Here is a 17,692-nt window from a genome sequence, read left to right on the forward strand (position 1 = left end):
CTCAGCTGCGGTTCCTTCTGCCGACCGTCGTCGGGGTAGGCGCGGGCGAAGTATCGTCACCACCTGTCTGAGCAGCGACAAGCGCCGCGACCTGTGCCTTGAGGGCTGCCACTTCGGCTTCAAGTTCATCGACCCGCGTACCGCCATTGGGTTCGCACGGCTCCTTGCACGGGGTGCCGTAAGGAATGAATTCCTTGAGCCAGGTTTCAGCAGGAACCAAGGTAGAGCGAGCTTTCAGCCCGACCATCGTGGCGCCTTCGGGCACATCGTCGGTCACAACGGCGTTTGCCCCTACCCGCGCGCGGGACCGACCGTGATCGGCCCGAGGATCTGAGCGCCCGAACCGATGATCGCATTGTCGCTCAACGTCGGGTGACGCTTTCCGGGGACGCCATTGGCAGGGTTTGTGCCGCCGAGTGTGACGCACTGGTAGATGGTGACATTGTCACCAATCTCGGCCGTCTCGCCGATAACGGTGAAACCGTGGTCGATAAACAGGTGCTTGCCGATCTTGGCGCCCGGATGGATGTCGATCGCGGTCACGAAGCGTGAGAAATGGTTCACCAGACGAGCGAGGAAAAACAGCTCAGCCTCGAACAGCCAATGCGCGATTCGGTGGAAACCGACTGCCCACAGGCCCGGGTAGAGGAGAATCTCCCAGCGCGAACGGGGCGCTGGATCGCGCGAGCGGATCGAGTCCAGATAGGCGATCAGGCCGTTGAACATGCCCTGATTCTCTCTCTTTCAGGCGCTTAAAGCAAGCGCGGCTGGAATTCCCCTGTCCGCTCGGCAAGCGCGTCGCGGACCAGTGATATGGTGACGGGTGATTTACGCTCAAGAGACAGCCGGTCAAGAGTTTCAATCAGCAACTCGATTTCTGCGTGCGTGCGTTCCACTCTGGGCAAGAGGTAGGCAATCGCCTGCTCGCCCAGAACAAGCCCTCGCCGCGCGGAATGTTCCACGATCAGGCCTGCCACCAGCTCGTCATCCGGTGCGCCGATTTCGATCAGCAAGGCCGAGCCCAGACGCGAGGCAAGGTCGGGCAGAGCAACCTTCCACTCCCCGCGCGCGCGATCGCTGACCAGCAGCAATGGACGGCCTGACGCTTGCGAGCGGTTCCATTGATGGAACACTTCGTGTTCTGGCCGCGAATCGGCGCCGTCAATGACCTCGCCCGCACCGGATTCCGCAAACCAGCGGGCCAGCAGGCTCTTGCCCGAACGCGGTGGACCGACGAGAATCGCTGTTCTGAACGGCCAGCTATCGACCGACTGTAGCGCGTCGATGACGGGCTCCAGACTTGGCCCCATGACCACAGTCTCGGCACTGCGAGCCGTCAACAGCGGAAGGGCAATCTGCGACGACATCTGCGAGTTATACGCCCGGACCGCGATTGTGGTTACTTGCGAATCGAAAGCGCGCCTGCGCCCACGGTGACACGCCAGCCTTGTGCGCGCAGTGCCGCAGCCAAGGCTTCGATTTCACCGGTATAGGTGACGCGCATGACCGAGGTGCCACCAATGGCAATCGAGCTTGAAACCGCGCTTTTTACCCCGGGAACGCTCCGCACTGCCGACATGCCGGCGTCGACAGCCGGGCCGTCAGACGTGGCAAACTGGATCGTGAAGGTCGAAACCGCCGCTGCGGTGGTGGGCGTGGGTGCAGCGATCGGCGTTGCCGCTGGTCCGTCTACGCTCGTTGACACCGCTACAGGCCCTGCCGTCGCCAAGGTCTGTTCTATCAGCTTCGGATCGATCTCGGCAGCCATGTTGAGCGTGGGATCGGGCTTGAGAATGCCGGCGACAAGCGCCTGCGTATAAATTCCGTCGAGCCGGCCGATGGCATCTTCCAGCATCTTCGGCACTTCGGCTTCGCTCCGCGCTGTAAGCGAGAAACTGCCGAGAAAGCGGTTGTCCGGGCCGAAGCGCGCCGTGAACGTACCGGTGACAGGGCCGCCCGGGAACTGCCGATCAAGCCGGGCAATAGGGATGATGACGTCGGATGCCCCGAACTCGTCAAGGATCAGTCGCCACCAGTTACGGCTGCGGCGATCAAGCTGGCCGGCCGTCAACAGGAGCGAATCGGACCCGGCCCCCGCCGGTCGGACATAGTCGATGGCGCTGTTGCCCGTCCGGTACTCCGCCCAGGCCTTCTGCCACGGTGTGCGCGTTTCGAATACGGTCGCAACCCCGCCCTGATAGAGCACGGGCACGACCAGCAACGGCGCCGAACGCGCCTTGACCCCGGTCATGCCCAGTCGCTCGCCAGTGCGGGCGCGGTCAAAAATCACGCCAAGACGGGCGATGTAACGCCGCGGACCAATCTGTTCGCTTTCGACCACAACGGCGGAAACCATCGATTCGATTGTCGAATCGTCGAGCCCCGGCGCAGCACCGCCACTGCCATTGCTCTCCCAGAGTTTGGCCCAGGCCTTGCGCTGTGCTTCGCGCCAACCATTGTTGCGGGCGTCCTCGGCATTATCTCCAGAGACATTTACCTCGATGCCGCGCACTTCGTAATCGCCGTTGCTGGCAATTGGCGGAATGCCGCGATCGCCTTCGATCTGTGCGACAAGCGCCGCCCCGCCGAGGCCTGCGATCAGGGCAATGCCCAGCATCAATGCCTTGCGGTTTTTCGCTTTTTCGAATGGCAAATGCAGCGCGACCAAGGGAACTCCGAAACCAGTCATGGACGGAAGGACCGGCCACTAACGCACACGGAATTCGAATTCCGTAACTGGATGCCCGCTTTTGCCGAAACGAAAGTGGAAATCCAAGCAGGAAAGCGCTAGGCGCGCGCACCATGAGCGACAAGCAGGAAAAGCCCGAGAGCTATAGCTACGCCAAGGCTGGCGTAAACATCGCCGCTGGCAATGCGCTGGTGAAGGCCATTGGGCCCTTGGCGAAGTCAACCGCCCGTCCCGGCGCGGATGCGGAGCTCGGCGGCTTCGGCGGCTTCTTCGACCTCAAGGCGGCAGGCTACAAGGACCCGCTCCTTGTTGCCGGCAACGACGGGGTCGGCACCAAGGTCAAGCTGGCGATCGATCATGACCGGCATGACAAGATCGGCATCGACCTTGTCGCCATGTGCGTGAACGACCTGATCGTGCAGGGCGCCGAACCGCTCTTCTTCCTCGATTACTTTGCGACCGGCCGTCTGGACAATGGCGTGGCCGAGCGCGTGGTCGCCGGCATTGCCGAGGGCTGCAAGCAGGCCGGATGCGCCCTGATCGGTGGCGAAACCGCGGAAATGCCCGGCATGTACGCCGATGGTGACTACGATCTCGCCGGCTTCTGCGTTGGCGCGGTCGAGCGTGGCGAACAGCTGACCGGCGACCGCGTGGCCGAAGGCAACGTGCTGCTCGGCCTCGCCTCTTCCGGTGTGCATTCGAACGGTTACTCGCTGGTGCGCCGCCTTGCCGCGGACAAGGGCTGGAAACTGGACCGCCCTGCCCTGTTCGACAACGAACGCCTGCTGATCGACTACCTGATCGAGCCGACCCGCATCTATGTGAAGAGCCTGCTGCCGTTCATCCGCTCGGGCCGCATCAACGCACTCGCCCACATCACCGGCGGCGGCCTGCTCGAGAACGTGCCCCGTGTCCTGCCACAAGGCCTGCATGCGCGCATCGATGCAAACAGCTGGGAGCAGAGCCGCCTGATGGCGTTCCTCCAGGCCCAAGGCAACATCGAGCCTGAGGAAATGGCCCGCACCTTCAATTGCGGCATCGGCATGATCCTGGCGGTGGAAGCGGCCGAGGCCGATTCGCTCGCCGCAGATCTCGCTGCAGCGGGCGAGACCGTCTATCGCGTGGGCACGATCATCGCGGGCGAAAAAGGCTGCACCGTCACCGGCAGCGTCGAGACGTGGTCCGCCCGCGAGGCATGGGAAGCCACCCACATTGGCTGACCGGGTCCCCGTCGCCGTCTTCATTTCGGGCAGCGGCACCAACATGGCCGCGCTGCTCTATGCAAGCCGTGCGGCGGACTGTCCTTATGAGATCGTCCTTGTTCTATCGAACAATCCGGATGCTTCGGGCCTGAAGCTTGCCGAAGCCGAAGGCGTGGCGACGTTCTGCCTGCCGCACAAGGGCATTCACCGGCCAGACCACGACGCGATGATGGAGGCCGAGGTGGTAAAGGCCGGGGCGCGCTATATCGCTCTGGCCGGCTACATGCGCATCCTGAGCCCTGAGTTCGTCGGACGCTGGGAAGGCCGGATGCTCAACATCCACCCTTCGCTGCTGCCCAAGTACAAGGGTCTGCACACCCACGATCGCGCGATAGAGGCTGGCGACAGCCACGGCGGCTGCACCGTGCATCTCGTGACAGCCGAACTCGACGATGGCCCGATCCTTGGCCAGACGCCGGTAGCGATCATCCCCGGCGATACGGGTGACAGTCTCGCCGCTCGCGTCCTGTTCGCCGAGCACCAGCTCTATTCGCGGACGCTGGCCAGCTATGTTGCGCGCGAGAACAGCGCCGAATGGTTACTCGAGAAGGTGCGCGGCCTCGCTGCTGCCCTTCCCGATGTTGAAGAGCGTGAAAGCCACGGTGCCCCCGGCTGGCGCGTAGGCGGCAAATACTTCGCCTATTTCAACGATCAGCACCACGGCACCCCGCACATTGCTTTGCTGGTGAAGACCAGCGGACAGGATGAACTGGCCGCCCTGATCGAGCAGGACGAGGGCACCTGGTTCCGGCCCGCCTACTACGGTGCAAGCGGCTGGGCGGGGCTGATCCTCAACCGGCCCGATGTCGATTGGGAGCACGCCGCCGACTGGCTTCGCCGCAGCTGGGCCGCCGTGGCGCCCAAGCGGCTCGCCGCAATGCTGGAGTTCTAAAGAGCGCCATGCAGCTCACGGCTATCCACCGCATCTACGCACATACCGGCCTGCAATCGTTTGTTGAGGCAAGCGGCGGGCTGTTCGTGGTCGGCTTTCTGGTCAAGCAGGGGCTAAGCCCGGCGCTTGCGCTGGCCAGCTTCGCTCTTGTGCTGATCTCACGCTTCGCCCTGCGAGCGGCAGTGCTGCCTATCGCCCATGCGCACGGACTGCGCGCCGTGCTGCTGCTAGGCTGCGGCGTTCGCGCTGCCTCGTTCCTGATGCTGCCGTTCGTCGAGGGCACGGGACTGCTGCTGCTGGCGTATATCCTCGTCTCCGGGCTTGGCAGCGTGCTCTACTGGACCGGTTATCACGCCTATGTCTCGGCCGCTGGCGATAACGCCGCGTTGGGTCGGCAGGTGTCGATCCAACAGGCGACCACTGCCGCAGTGGGAATCGTTGCCCCAGTTGCGGGAGGCTTTCTGCTTTCCGGCGCGGGGCCGGTCATCGGCTTTGCCGTTATCGCGGCGATGCAACTTCTTGCGGGCCTGCCGCTGGCCGGCGCCCCCAATCCGGCGATCCCCCGCGAAAGCCGTGCAGATCCCGCGATCGTCAGCGCAGGGCGTCGCATATACTTTGCCGAGGGGCTGCAATCGGGCTGCTCGGTCGTGGTCTGGAACCTCGCGCTGTTCGTAACTCTGGGACAGAGCTTTGAAAGCTTTGGCGGCGCCCTGGCACTTGCGGGGCTGGGCGCAGCGGCAGGCAGCCTGATCATCGGCCGGCTGATCGACGGCGGGCGCGGTACGCATTCGCTTGCGCTCGCCTATGGCCTTGGTGCTGCGGTTCTGGTGCTCAAGGCTCTGGCGTGGACCTCTCCCCTGCCCGCGCTTGTTGCCACGGCGCTCGGGGCGCTGGCCGCGCCGATGCTGGCAACGGCCATGCTCTCGCCGCTCTATGCCATGGCACAGCGCTCGCAATGCACCTTGCGCTTCAACATGGCGACAGAGGGCGGGTGGGACCTCGGGTGCTCAACTGCCGCACTGGTTGCCGCAGCCCTGCTTGCGACTGGTTTCGGCTACACGATGCCGATTCTGCTCGGCCTGCTTGCAATAGCCGGAATCGCGTGGGGCCTGACCCAGTGGTATCGTGCGGAACAGGCCTTAACAGCCTAGATCTCGCTGGCCTGCACCTGCGGCCTGCTTTCCCGCGTGCCACGATAGCGCACCGTTGAATCGTTGGGGTCTCCGGCGATGATCACGTGGTCTTCGTGCACTTCGACGAGTTCTGCCGCAAAAGGCATGTCCTCGAACATCGGGCTACCGACGATGCGATAGCTGACCGTGTCGCCGACCTTGAATGTCGCCGCATCGAAGTTGAATTCGAAGGGACAATCGCCCCCACCCATGCCCTGCATTCTTCAGGTCTCCTCTGGCGCATGACCTTAACAAAAAGGCCGCCGGAGTGAACCGGCGGCCTCTTGTCATTTTGCCTGAGCGATGGCTCAGAATTCGTAGCCGAGCGTAATGCCATATGTCCGCGGCGGCATCAGCGTGCCACCGATCGTGCGGCTGGTGGCCACCGCGTAGCTGCCCGCCCAGACCAGTTCGTTGGTCAGGTTGCGCACCCACAGGTTGACCGAAGTCCGGTCGTCCGAGTGGCGGTACTTCACGTTGGCATCGACCATCACATAGCCGTCGGCGGCCATGCGATCGTCGTTGAACTCGGTGTGGTACTGCTTCGAACGATAGGACACGTTCGTACCGAACACCACGCTGGCACCGCTCGAAAGGTCAGCCGTGTAGGTCGGGTTGAAGTTCAGCGTCCACTTCGGGCTCATGCGGGTGGCGTTGCCCGACAGGTCTTCGTCAGGCAGCGAAGCGCCGCCAGGGCCGAACAGCGCCGCGTTCAGCGGGTTCTTCGAGAAGAACTTGGTGAACTTGGAGTTGAGGTACGCTGCCGAAGCATCGATGGCGAGGCCATCGATCGGGCGCCAGCGCAGTTCGAACTCAGCACCATAGGCCCGCGATTCCGCCGCGTTTTCGAGCGCGCTGGCAAAGAACGGCGGGTTCGGGATCGGGAAGGTCCGCTGGAACTGACCGTTCTTGAGCTTCTGGTAGAACACGGCAAGATTGGTCTGCAGCGAGCCGGCGCTATACTTGATGCCGCCTTCGAAAGCCTCGACCTTCTCCGGGTTCACGAACGGCGTGACCGCTGTTGCCGAACGGCGCGAACCGATTTCGGCAGTGCCGGACTTGAAGCCGCGCGACCAGTTGAAATAGGCCATCACATCGTCATTCGGACGGAACTCGACACCCAGCGAGGGCGAGAAGTCATCCCAGGTCTTCGACGTGTCCCACTGCAGCGGATCGAGCACGAAGCCGGTCGCCGCGGTGCCGATCCCGCTGTTGTTCTTGATCTTGCGCTTTTCCCACGAGTAGCGGCCACCAGCCTTGAGCGAGAGCTGCTCGGTCAGGTCATAGGTCACGTTGCCGAACACGGCCCATGTCTCGACATCGAGCTTGCCGTCGAACTGCACGCGGAACGGATCGGTGTTGGTAAGAACGTCAAAACCGATGTGATTCTCGACGCGGATGTCTTCCTTCAGGTAGAAGCCGGCGAAGACTGCATGCAGTTTGTCGGTGTCGACGTTGAGCTGCAGTTCCTGGCTGAACTGGTTTTCGAACACCGGCTGCCAGTGATTGGCGCTGGTGCGCACGGCGTTGGTCTGCGCCAGCGGGTAGCCGGCGTATGACGACATGTCGAAGTCGTGGAAGAAGATCGCGCGGAAGTTGCGATAGCTGGTCAGCGACTTGAGCGCGACCGTGTCGGACGCTGCGTAGTCCATGATGCCGGTGAAGGCATACTGCTTGCGATCGTTGATCGGGTCGTAGTTCGTGTTGAGGTTGCGGACGTTCTTGGCAAACGACGCGGCGCTGCCATCAGCGTTGGTGCGCTGACCGAGCGCCGTAAGGCTGGCGACCTGAGTGCCGGGAACGAAACTTCGCGGAACTTCACGGCCAGCGAGCGATCGTTCTCGGTGTGCAGTTCGCCGGTCAGCAGGATCGAAAGCTTGTCGGTCGGCAGGAACTGCAGGTGACCGCGCACCGACCACTGGTTGGCGTTGTCGATCTCGTTGCCGGTGAACTCGTTGATGCCGAAGCCATCTCGCTTGATGCGCTGGACTGCGACGCGCGCACGCACGCCTTCGGCGATCGGACCGCCGATCGCGGCATCGGTCTGCACCAGGAAGGCATCGCCGCCGAGGGTCTGACGAACGTAGCCGTCGAGCTTGTCGGTCGGCTTGGCGGTGATCAGGTTCACCGCGCCGCCGGTGGCATTGCGGCCATAAAGAGTACCCTGCGGCCCGCGCAAAACTTCGACGCGTTCGAGATCGAACATCGAGCCGAGCTGCGCTTGCGCGAGGCCGACGACAACGCCGTCCACATGGAGCGCGACCGACGGGTCAACGCCCGGCAGCGAGCTCGACAGGCCGATGCCGCGGATGAACAGCTTGGCGAAGTTGAAGTCGTTGCCGAAGCTGATCGAAGGCACCAGCGCCTGCAGGCCTTCGAGGTTGACGGTGTTGTTGGCGGCCAGTTGCTCGGTACCGACAGCGGCAACCGAAAGCGAGACGTCGGAAAGCGACTGCGCACGCTTTTGCGCGGTCACGATGATTTCGCCGCCCTCTTCGGACGAGGCCGCATCCTGAGCGGCGTCCTGCGCGAGAACAGGTTGCGAAAGGGCAAATGCCGCTGCGGCGAACAGACTGGTGCGCGCCAGCAGGCGCGCGGAAGCGCGGGTTGTGAACATCAGGTATCCTCCCTGAAGAGACCAAAGGCCTCAGCGTTCTCGTGTTGGAACAAAAGGATGCCTACGCCTTGTATGCCCCGCTTACAATTATGGTTATGTCGGATAACATGTGATTTGCAACGAAGCGTTGCATCCGCGCAACATTGGCCGAAGGTCGGTATCGCACCCACGAAAAAGGCCGGAGCATCGCTGCCCCGGCCCTTCAATCAACTGCGGCTTTCGCCGATCAACCGACGATTTCTTCCGGCTTGAAGAAGTAGGCGATTTCGATCGCCGCGTTCTCGTCCGAGTCCGAACCATGAACAGTATTGGCTTCGATCGATTCAGCCAGTTCCTTGCGGATCGTGCCGGGTTCGGCGTTGGCAGGGTTGGTTGCGCCCATGATGTCGCGGTTGCGCTGCATGGCGTTCTCGCCTTCGAGCACCTGCACGACGACCGGACCCGAGATCATGAACTCGACCAGGTCGTTGAAGAAGGGGCGTTCCTTGTGAACGGCGTAGAAGCCTTCGGCCTGCTCGCGGCTCATGTGGATGCGCTTCGAAGCAACGACGCGCAGGCCTGCTTCTTCCAGCATCTTGGTGACCGCGCCGGTCAGGTTGCGACGGGTAGCGTCGGGCTTGATGATCGAAAAGGTGCGGGTAACCGCCATGGGAGCGTTCCTTGCAAAAGGGGAGATCTGATTGCGCGCGCCCCTAGCGAGGTTTGTGCTGCGGTGCAAGGATGGCGGAATCAACGACGAACGAACGCAACTGTCTCGCAGGCTTCGAAGGGTGGACATTGGACTTTTGCGAACCAGTTGTCGTCAAAGCCGGTCAAATCACAGAAACTATTCAGAAGTGCTCGCCATTCGGCACATTCCTCGTGGAAAAAATGGATCTGGCCGGAAACGACAACCTCGCAGCAGATCAGATCTGTCGTGATCTCGTCGCGCTTGAAGAAGGTGACACGATCAATTTGAGGAGGTGAGAATGGAAGCGAAGGCTCTCCGCTCACGGTCCCTCCTTCCACTTGCCGCCCTCCTGCCGCCAGTAGCGCCGCTCGACCCCTCGCGGCTCCCAAGCATTCGCCAGCAGCCGCGTGCGTCGTCGATCCGGGCGGGGAGGAACAGCAGGAAGACGCGTTCGAACTCGCCCTCGCGCCAGATGCCGTCGGCCAGCGCCAGATACTTTGCGCCGTTAGCCGGCTCAGGGACGTCCGACAGCAAGATTGGCTGGCGGTGGTCGTTGTCGGTCCCGGCGCGGCCGTTGGCAAGGAACGTCTCGGGCAAGCGCGTCCACAGCGCCTCGCTGACGCGGCGGAGCTGCGCTTCATCGTCTGACACGACCAGCAACCGCTCACCCGCGCCAAGGGTATTGCGCGCGATCAGCGGAAGGACCTGTTCGGCCGGATCATTGGTAAGCTGGTAGAAATCGACACGCATCAGCCAGCCACCTTGCTCTTGCCGCTACGGCAGCGGTCGGAACAGAACTTCACATTGTCCCAATCCCGCTCCCACTTCTTTCGCCATGTGAACGGGAGACCGCATGCGGCGCAAACCTTCGTCGGAAGATCAGATTTGCGCCGCATCTTTGGCATGGGAAAGCCTCAGGCTTCCAGTACGTCGCGGACGTAGCGGTCGAGCACGCGCACGCCGAAGCCGGTCGCGCCCTTGTCCCAGGTCTGGCCAGGCTTGTCGGCCCAGACCATGCCCGCGATGTCGAGGTGCGCCCACGCCACGCCCTTGTCGATGTAGCGCTGGAGGAACTGCGCGGCCGTGATCGACCCGCCATAACGGGGCCCGACGTTCTTCATGTCGGCAATCGGGCTGTCGATCAGCTTGTCGTAGGACGGGCCGAGCGGGAAGCGCCACAGCTTGTCGCCCGAGGTCTTGCCGGCTGCATCGAGTTTGGCGGCAAGGTCATCGTCATTGGCAAACATGCCGCCGTATTCATGACCGAGCGAAATGATCATGGCCCCCGTCAGCGTGGCGAGATCGACGATCGTCTTCGGCGAGTATTCCTTCTGCACCCAGGTCAGCGCGTCGCAAAGCACGAGGCGGCCCTCGGCGTCGGTGTTGATCACTTCGACCGTCTGGCCGGACATCGATGTGACGACGTCGCCGGGCCGTTGGGCGTTGCCATCGGGCATGTTCTCGACAAGGCCGCAGACGCCGATCACGTCGGCCTTGGCCTTGCGCTTGGCTAGTGCGAGCATGGTGCCAGCGACAGCGCCAGCGCCGCCCATGTCCCACTTCATGTCTTCCATGCCGCCAGCGGGTTTGATCGAAATGCCGCCGGTATCGAAGGTCACGCCCTTGCCGACAAAGGCGGTAGGCTTGTCAACGTCTGCGCCCTTCCAGCGCATTGCCAGTAACTTCGGCTCACGCACCGAACCTTGCGCCACGCCGAGCAGCGCGCCCATGCCAAGCTCGCTCATTTCCTTGAGGCCAAGCACGAGGATCTCGACGCCAGTACCCTCCAGCCGCGCCTTGGCGCGTTCGACAAAGCTTTCGGGGTAGATGATGTTGGCGGGCTCGGCGACGAGCTCACGCGTGAACTCGATGCCCTCGGCAAGCGCCGATTCGATTTCCCAGGTTGCTGCAGCGCCTTCCGGGGCATTGACCGCGACGATCTCGGTCAGTGACGGCTTCTGCTCATCGCTCAGTTTCGTGCGATAGACATCATGGCGCCAGCCGCGCAGCCTTGCGCCGAACAGCACCGACGCCGCCTCGGCGCCGGACAGGCCGGAACCGCTGAAATCGATGGCAAGCGAAGTCTCGCCAGAGGTGAGGTACTTGGCGGTCAGTGCTGCGCCGGCCTTCTCGAGGCTGGCGCTGCGATCGGCGGCGTCTGCCTTGCCCATCCCGGCCAGAGCCAGCCGCTTCACGCCGGAATCGCCTGCGACAAAGGCCTCGAATACCTGCCCTGCCTTTCCGGCAAACCGGGCGGCCGAAGCGCCTTCGCGCACCACTGCATCAAGATCGGAAGGCAGCGCATCCTGCGCCACGAGACGGGCGACCAGACGGGGAAGCGGGGCATCGCTGGTGCGGAAAACGACCTTCATCGGGAACTCCTGAACGGAATGGACGTCACACTTCGACGCAAGCTGGGCGGGAAGCGGAAATTGTGGAATTGCAGTTAGGGTGCACTGGTGCGATAGGCAAGCGCATGCAACCCGCCCGGCGGCCGCAGCCGCAAGCCCTTGATCGACGCTTGCGCCTTGCGCGCTTGGCCGCTGCCTCCTCGGCACTGGCGCTATTCTCTACACTCAGTGCGCAGGCGAGCGCGCAGGAAGCGCCGCTTTCCTCGCCGGCGGGCGACGAATCCTCGGTCGACGATGTCGTTCGCTTCGAGGCGGACAAGGTCCGCTACGACAGCAACGCCGAAAAGGTCTTTGCCGACGGCAACGTCGTGCTCCGCCACGATGTGCAGACCGTCCGCGCTGATAATGTCACCTGGGACCGCACAACAGGGCAGATCCTCGCCACAGGCAACATCCGCTTCGTCGATGAGGACGGAAATACCGTCTATACCGACAAGGTGGAGCTGACCGACGAGTTCAAGGCCGGCGCAATCGAGGACCTGCTGGTCGTCCTTCGCACCGGCGGGCGCCTTGCCGCAGAGCGCGGGACGCGCGACGAATACGGCAACATGACGCTCGAAAACGCCGCGTATTCGGGATGCGCGGTCGAAGACAGCAAGGGCTGCCCGAAAAAGCCGAGCTGGGAAGTCACCGCCGCTCGCGTGTACTTCGATGCCAAGCAGAAGCGCGTGAAATACAAGGGCGCCACACTGCGCATGTTCGGCGTGCCGATCCTGCCGCTGCCCGGCCTCGGCCACACGTCGGACTTCCGTGCCGAAACCGGCCTGCTGATTCCCGACTTCCGCCTAGGCGCGGCAAACGGCGCGGAAATCAGCGAGACCTGGTACTGGCGCATCGCCGACAACCGTGACCTTTCGCTGACCGGCACGTTCTACACCGGGTCGCTACCGATGTTGACGGCCAAGTACCGGCACCTCACCAACCTCGGCGCGTTCCAGGTTACCGGCTATGCGACGCGAAGCTCGCGCATTCCGCTCGGCAGCACGTCGACGGGCGCAGCCAACGCCAGCCAGCAGTCATGGCGCGGCTATCTCGACGCCAACGGCAAGCTCCAGTTCTCACCGCACTGGAGCCTGACCGGCAACGCTCGTTTCGCCTCGGACCGCACCTTCCTGCGCCGCTACGACATCAGCCGTGACGACCGTCTGCGTTCCTCGCTGAATCTAGAGCGCATTGACGACAACAGCTATCTCTCGATCGCCGGCTGGGTCACGCAGACCGTCCGCGTCAACGATCCCCAAGGCATGGTGCCCCTCGCCCTGCCGGCGATCGACTATCGCAAGCGCGTGGCATTCGATGGCGTGCCGGGCCGGTTCGAACTGGAGGCCAACAGCCTGGCCATCGTCCGCACTGCGGGACAGGACAGCCAGCGCGCTTTTGCCCGCGCGCAGTGGGATCTCCGCACGATAACCGGCATGGGTCAGGAAGTGACACTCACCGGCCTCGTGCGCGGGGATGCCTATCATAGTTCAGACAATGACCTTACCACGACAGCCATCTACCGCGGCTTGCCGGGCTGGCAGACTCGCGCCATCGCCACGGCAGCCGTGGACGTGAAGTGGCCTTTCGTGGGCGAGGCATTCGGCGGCACGCAAGTGCTGACGCCGCGCCTGCAAGTCGTGGCGACTCCGGGCGTTCGCAACTTCGAAATCCCGAACGAGGATTCGCGCTCGGTCGATCTGGAAGACACCAACCTTTTCGCCCTGAACCGCTTCCCGGGTCACGACCGTATCGAAGACGGAGTGCGTTTCACTTACGGCTTCGATTGGACGTTTCAGCGTCCAGGCCTTCGCGTGATGACAACGATCGGCCAAAGTTATCGTCTGTCGAGCCAGGCGACGATCCTGCCCGACGGCACCGGGTTGACCAATCGCGCCTCGGACTATGTCGGCCGCACAACCGTCCGGTTCGGCGACGTCATCAAGTTCACGCACCGCTTCCGGCTCGACAAGGACAGCTTCGCGCTTCGCCGGAACGAGTTTGACGCGACGATAGGGAACCATCGCCGCTATATCGAGGCGGGTTATCTCAAGCTGAACCGCAACATTGCGACCGCATTCGAGGATCTGCAGGACCGCGAGGAACTGCGTATCGCCGCCCGCACACCCATTACCAATGCGTTTTCCGTCTTCGGCTCGGCAATCGTCAACCTGACGGACCGCAACGAAGACCCGACCCGTACGTCAGATGGTTTCCAGATGCTCCGGCACCGCCTTGGCGTGGCCTACACCGACGATTGCCTCGACCTCTCCTTCACATGGCGGCGTGACTATGTGAACATCGGTGACGCGGTGCGCGGCAACTCCTTCCAGATTTCCCTTTCGCTCAAGAACCTCGGGGTGAAATAGCCTCTTCTATTGCCCTTTTGCGTCTGATGCGCCACTCAGCTTGGGTTAAGCCGCCCGCGGCCAGAGAGAGATCATAGCAGAAGGCCGCCGTACGAGCGCCAGTTCGACAGGACAAATTCCAAGACCATGACGTCCAAGCTGAAGATCACCCGCAAGGCGGTTTCGCGCACGCTGGGTTCCACCGCCATGGCGCTCGGTGCGCTTTCGATCGCCGCCTCGCCGGTTCTGGCGCAGGGAGCAAATGCGCCTCTCAACATTCCGGCCAATCCGACCATGTTCGGAACGAACGATCCTAACGTCCGTCGCGCGACTGCCATCATCAATGGCGAGATCGTGACCGGCACCGACGTGGAACAGCGTCTTGCCCTGATCGTGTCGGCCAATGGCGGAAAGATCAGCGCAGAAGAAACCGAACGCCTGCGCATGCAGGTGTTGCGCAATCTGATCGACGAAACGCTTCAGATTCAGGAAGCCAAGGCTGCCGACGTACCGGCCGACGACGCGCAGGTGGAATCGACTTATGAGCGCGTGGCCACGCAGAACTTCGGCCAGTCTCCCGAAGCGATGGAAAAGTATCTCGCACGTATCGGCTCGTCTGCAGCTTCGCTCAAGCGCCAGATCCGCGGTGAAATCGCATGGCAGAACCTGCTGCGACGTAACGTGCAGCCGTTCGTCAACATCTCGGAAGGCGAAGTGCAGGAAGCCATCCAGCGCCTCCAGGCCTCGAAGGGCACCGACGAATACCGGATCGGCGAAATCTTCCTCGCCGCAACCGATGAGAACAAGGCTCAGGTCTTTGCAAACGCAGAGAAAATCGTCGAGCAACTGAAGCAGGGAGGCAGTTTCGTCGCCTACGCCCGGCAGTACTCGGAAGCTTCGACCGCTTCGGTGGGCGGCGATCTCGGCTGGATCCGCCTTGGCCAGTTGCCGACCGAACTTGCGGCGGCTGCGGGATCAATGGCTCCCGGGCAACTTGCCGGCCCTGTAGAAATCCGTGGTGGGTTCTCCATCCTCTACCTGATCGACAAGCGCCAGGTCCTTACTGCCGACCCGCGTGATGCCCTGCTGAGCCTCAAGCAGATTTCGATCGAGTTTGCCAAGGGCACCTCAAACGATCAGGCGACCAAGCGCGCCGCAGAGTTTGCTGCAACCGTGAAAGCGATCAAGGGCTGCGGCGATGCCGAAGTGCAAGCCACCAAGATCGGCGCCACTGTTGTTGCCAACGATCAGATCAAGGCACGCGATCTGCCCGCCCAGCTGCAGGATACCTTGCTGAACCTCCAGGTCGGGCAGACAACTCCTCCGTTCGGTTCGATCGACGAGGGTGTTCGTGTGCTGATGCTCTGCGGTCGCGATGATCCGCAGGTCGCCAGCGGCCCCAACTTCGACGAGATGATGGCGCAGATGGAAGACGATCGCGTGAACAAGCGTGCGCAGACCTACCTTCGCGACCTGCGGCGCGACGCTGTCATCGAATACAATTGATCTTCAACCGGCGGCTCTGATCAGTTCGGCAGCCGTCGGGCCATTTTCTAGCAGCTCCAACAGTCCTCGCTCGTGCCGCGAAAGCCATCGCGTCGCGCGCGGGAGGCGCAGTTGCTGCCGCCAATGCTCCTGTTCCTCGAGCAGGTCCAGCACAGCGGGATGAATATAGCTCTTCCGGGCGATTGCCGGGGTGTTTCCGAGGTGCTCGGAGACTTCCGCCAGCAGCGCCTTGAGCGAAACCTGATCAGCGGCCTGCGCCAGTGCTGCAAAACCAAGGACGCTGGCCCGCCACGTTCTGAAGTGCTTGGCAGTGAAGTCTTCGCCCATCACCTCGCGCAGCCAGTTGTTGACGTCTGATGAGCCCACCGGACACGGGTGACCATCCTCGTCAAGGTACTGAAAGAGGTTCTGTCCCGGCAGATCCTGCATCTTTCTCACGAAGCGAACGAGCCCCCGATCGGTTACCTGCATTTCCCGATCCTTGCCCGATTTGGCCCGGAAGCGCAGACGCAGCACCTGCCCCTTCACCTCGGCATGGCGCATCCTCAGCGTCGTCGCCCCGAAACTGCTGTTGGCACGCACATAGGCTTCGTTGCCGACGCGTATCCCGCCGCTGTCCAGTAGCCGCACGACGCTGGCAATGCAGCGGTCGCGCGACAGCTTGCTACGCTCCAGCTCGTCCGCCACGCGCGCTCTGACCAAGGGCAGCAGACGACCAAAGACGGCACAGCGATCGAACTTCTCGCTTTCCCGTTCAGCCCGGAAGTCAGGATGATAACGGTATTGCTTACGTCCCTTGGCGTCGGTCCCGGTCGCGAGAATGTGACCATTCGGAGCAGGACAGTACCAGGTGTCGACATAAGCCGGAGGCAGGGCGATCGCATTGAGGCGCGCGATCTCGGCGCGGTCCGCGATACGCTTGCCTTTCGCATCGAAATAGGCCCAGCCTCTGCCGCATCGTCGCCGTGTCACGCCGGGAAGGTTATCATCGACATGCACGAGTTTTGCGGCTTTGCTCTCCATAGGTCGGCGAACGGCTGCAGCGCGCTTGCAGTTCCCGCGTCACGCCGCGATATAGTATGCAATACTAACAAATTTCGAAGGAGCTCCTGATGTCAGAAGAGTACGTTCCGCCAAAGGTCTGGACGTGGGACAAGGCGAATGGAGGCGCCTTCGCCAGCGTCAATCGCCCGATTGCAGGCCCCACCAGCGAGCGTGACCTGCCGATCGGCAAGCACCCCTTTCAGGTCTACTCGCTCGGCACACCCAACGGGCAGAAAGCCACCATCATGCTGGAAGAACTCCTCCATATGGGCTTCTCCGAAGCGGAATACGACGCTTGGCTGATCAAGATCTTCGATGGTGACCAGTTCACGACGGGCTTTGTCGACATCAACCCGAACTCCAAGATTCCGGCGATGGTCGACCGGTCCGGACCGGAACCTTTCCGGGTTTTCGAATCGGGTGCGATCCTCATGCACCTGGCTGAGAAGTTTGGCGTCCTCTTGCCGACATCCGGTCAGGCGCGTGCCGAATGCCTGTCCTGGCTCTTCTGGCAGGTCGGCTCGGCGCCCTTCATCGGGGGAGGCTTCGGCCACTTCTACAACTATGCGCCAATCAAGATAGAATACGCCATCGATCGCTATGCGATGGAGACCAAACGCCTGTTCGACGTCGCCAATCGCCAGCTTGCCAAGACCCGCTATCTCGCCGGTGACGATTACACCATCGCCGATCTCGCCACCTACACCTGGTTCGGCAACATCTACCGGGGCGAGGCCTATGGCGAAGCTGCAACCTTCCTGTCCATGCACGAATATGAGCACGTGGGACGTTGGGTCGCAGAAATCGACGCACGCCCCGGCGTTCTGCGTGGGCGGCTGGTAAACTCGCAAAAGGGCCTTGCGGAACGCCACGACGCGAGCGACTTCGACGCCCTGCCCCCTGAAAAACTGCAGAGCATCGTCAAGGGCTTCTGACGAACTAGAAGGGGTGGGCGGACCTTCCCGCTTACCCCTTTCAAGCCCTCTTGGCATATGGCCTGACCGCGCTATAAGCGCGCCTCCTGTTGGGGCGTCGCCAAGTGGTAAGGCACCGGTTTTTGGTACCGGCATTCGCAGGTTCGAATCCTGCCGCCCCAGCCAGA

16 protein-coding genes, 1 tRNA gene and 2 pseudogenes are annotated in these 17,692 nt (G+C 62.5%); 7 read left to right on the forward strand and 12 right to left on the reverse strand.

The features are described 5' to 3' along the window. Position 1 precedes the first annotated feature (1 nt). The 3 genes and pseudogenes from epsC to C7W88_RS01595 form a co-directional block, all read right to left on the reverse strand. Positions 2-726 (reverse strand): annotated as a pseudogene (epsC, locus tag C7W88_RS01585) (serine O-acetyltransferase EpsC). A 26-nt stretch (positions 727-752) separates the two neighbouring features. Further along, a complete protein-coding gene (locus C7W88_RS01590) occupies positions 753-1,367 on the reverse strand; it encodes an ATPase (protein ID WP_118072258.1) in 615 nt (204 codons plus the stop codon). 32 nt (positions 1,368-1,399) lie between these two features. Beyond that, positions 1,400-2,617, reverse strand: a complete 1,218-nt coding sequence (locus tag C7W88_RS01595) for a heavy-metal-associated domain-containing protein (RefSeq protein ID WP_240344758.1) — start codon at positions 2,615-2,617, stop codon at positions 1,400-1,402. Positions 2,618-2,802: 185 nt separating this feature from the next. On the opposite strand from C7W88_RS01595, the gene purM reads away from it, so the two are divergent. From purM to C7W88_RS01610, 3 genes are read left to right on the forward strand one after another with little or no spacing between them, the layout of a single operon-like run. After that, complete coding sequence (gene purM / locus C7W88_RS01600) at positions 2,803-3,909, forward strand: phosphoribosylformylglycinamidine cyclo-ligase (RefSeq protein WP_118072260.1); 1,107 nt, start codon at positions 2,803-2,805, stop codon at positions 3,907-3,909. Next, positions 3,902-4,843, forward strand: coding sequence for a phosphoribosylglycinamide formyltransferase (purN, locus tag C7W88_RS01605; RefSeq protein ID WP_118072261.1), 942 nt, complete (start codon positions 3,902-3,904; stop codon positions 4,841-4,843). The genes purM and purN overlap by 8 nt, the downstream gene beginning before the upstream one ends. Before the next feature lie 8 nt (positions 4,844-4,851). Then, positions 4,852-5,994 carry an MFS transporter gene (locus C7W88_RS01610; RefSeq protein WP_118072262.1) on the forward strand — a complete coding sequence of 381 codons (1,143 nt, stop codon included), beginning with the start codon at positions 4,852-4,854 and terminating at the stop codon, positions 5,992-5,994. Here C7W88_RS01610 and C7W88_RS01615 read toward each other — a convergent pair. The 8 genes and pseudogenes from C7W88_RS01615 to C7W88_RS01650 all read right to left on the reverse strand — a co-directional run bounded on the left by C7W88_RS01615 (position 5,991) and on the right by C7W88_RS01650 (position 11,674). Then, on the reverse strand, positions 5,991-6,236 hold the full coding sequence (locus C7W88_RS01615; protein ID WP_118072263.1) for a hypothetical protein: 246 nt from the start codon (positions 6,234-6,236) through the stop codon (positions 5,991-5,993). The two genes, C7W88_RS01610 and C7W88_RS01615, sit on opposite strands and share 4 nt — an antisense overlap. Positions 6,237-6,323: 87 nt before the next feature. Beyond that, positions 6,324-7,703 carry a TonB-dependent receptor gene (locus C7W88_RS01620; RefSeq protein ID WP_240344960.1) on the reverse strand — a complete coding sequence of 460 codons (1,380 nt, stop codon included), beginning with the start codon at positions 7,701-7,703 and terminating at the stop codon, positions 6,324-6,326. After that, positions 7,625-8,632 (reverse strand): TonB-dependent receptor, encoded by a 1,008-nt coding sequence (locus C7W88_RS01625; RefSeq protein ID WP_118072265.1) that lies wholly within the window; start codon positions 8,630-8,632, stop codon positions 7,625-7,627. Before C7W88_RS01625 ends, C7W88_RS01620 begins: the two co-directional genes overlap by 79 nt. Before the next feature lie 226 nt (positions 8,633-8,858). Continuing rightward, positions 8,859-9,281: a nucleoside-diphosphate kinase gene (gene ndk / locus C7W88_RS01630; RefSeq protein ID WP_118072266.1), complete on the reverse strand. Its 423-nt coding sequence runs from the start codon at positions 9,279-9,281 to the stop codon at positions 8,859-8,861. 80 nt (positions 9,282-9,361) lie between these two features. Then, positions 9,362-9,625 carry a hypothetical protein gene (locus C7W88_RS01635; protein ID WP_118072267.1) on the reverse strand — a complete coding sequence of 88 codons (264 nt, stop codon included), beginning with the start codon at positions 9,623-9,625 and terminating at the stop codon, positions 9,362-9,364. Further along, positions 9,622-10,052: pseudogene (locus tag C7W88_RS01640) on the reverse strand (DNA polymerase III subunit chi). The gene C7W88_RS01635 and the pseudogene C7W88_RS01640 overlap by 4 nt, the downstream one beginning before the upstream one ends. After that, positions 10,052-10,207, reverse strand: coding sequence for a DUF2256 domain-containing protein (locus C7W88_RS01645; RefSeq protein ID WP_118072268.1), 156 nt, complete (start codon positions 10,205-10,207; stop codon positions 10,052-10,054). The pseudogene C7W88_RS01640 and the gene C7W88_RS01645 overlap by 1 nt, the downstream one beginning before the upstream one ends. A gap of 9 nt (positions 10,208-10,216) precedes the next feature. Beyond that, entirely contained in the window at positions 10,217-11,674 is a 1,458-nt protein-coding gene (locus C7W88_RS01650; protein WP_118072269.1) for a leucyl aminopeptidase, read from the reverse strand. 104 nt (positions 11,675-11,778) lie between these two features. On the opposite strand from C7W88_RS01650, the gene C7W88_RS01655 reads away from it, so the two are divergent. After that, positions 11,779-14,061, forward strand: a complete 2,283-nt coding sequence (locus C7W88_RS01655; protein WP_118072270.1) for an LPS-assembly protein LptD — start codon at positions 11,779-11,781, stop codon at positions 14,059-14,061. 126 nt (positions 14,062-14,187) lie between these two features. After that, the gene (locus C7W88_RS01660) at positions 14,188-15,546 is read left to right on the forward strand and encodes a peptidylprolyl isomerase (protein ID WP_118072271.1); all 1,359 of its coding nucleotides are present in this window, start codon (positions 14,188-14,190) and stop codon (positions 15,544-15,546) included. A 3-nt stretch (positions 15,547-15,549) separates the two neighbouring features. On the opposite strand, the gene C7W88_RS01665 is transcribed toward C7W88_RS01660, so the two are convergent. Beyond that, complete coding sequence (locus C7W88_RS01665; protein WP_118072272.1) at positions 15,550-16,569, reverse strand: DNA topoisomerase IB; 1,020 nt, start codon at positions 16,567-16,569, stop codon at positions 15,550-15,552. Positions 16,570-16,658: 89 nt separating this feature from the next. Between C7W88_RS01665 and yghU the strand changes: the two genes are divergently transcribed. Next, positions 16,659-17,525: a glutathione-dependent disulfide-bond oxidoreductase gene (gene yghU, locus C7W88_RS01670; RefSeq protein WP_118072273.1), complete on the forward strand. Its 867-nt coding sequence runs from the start codon at positions 16,659-16,661 to the stop codon at positions 17,523-17,525. 90 nt (positions 17,526-17,615) lie between these two features. Continuing rightward, a tRNA-Gln gene (locus tag C7W88_RS01675) sits at positions 17,616-17,690 on the forward strand. The last annotated feature ends 2 nt before the right edge of the window (positions 17,691-17,692 follow it).

It is taken from the genome of Novosphingobium sp. THN1 (assembly GCF_003454795.1).
In the GTDB taxonomy this organism is placed as follows: domain Bacteria; phylum Pseudomonadota; class Alphaproteobacteria; order Sphingomonadales; family Sphingomonadaceae; genus Novosphingobium.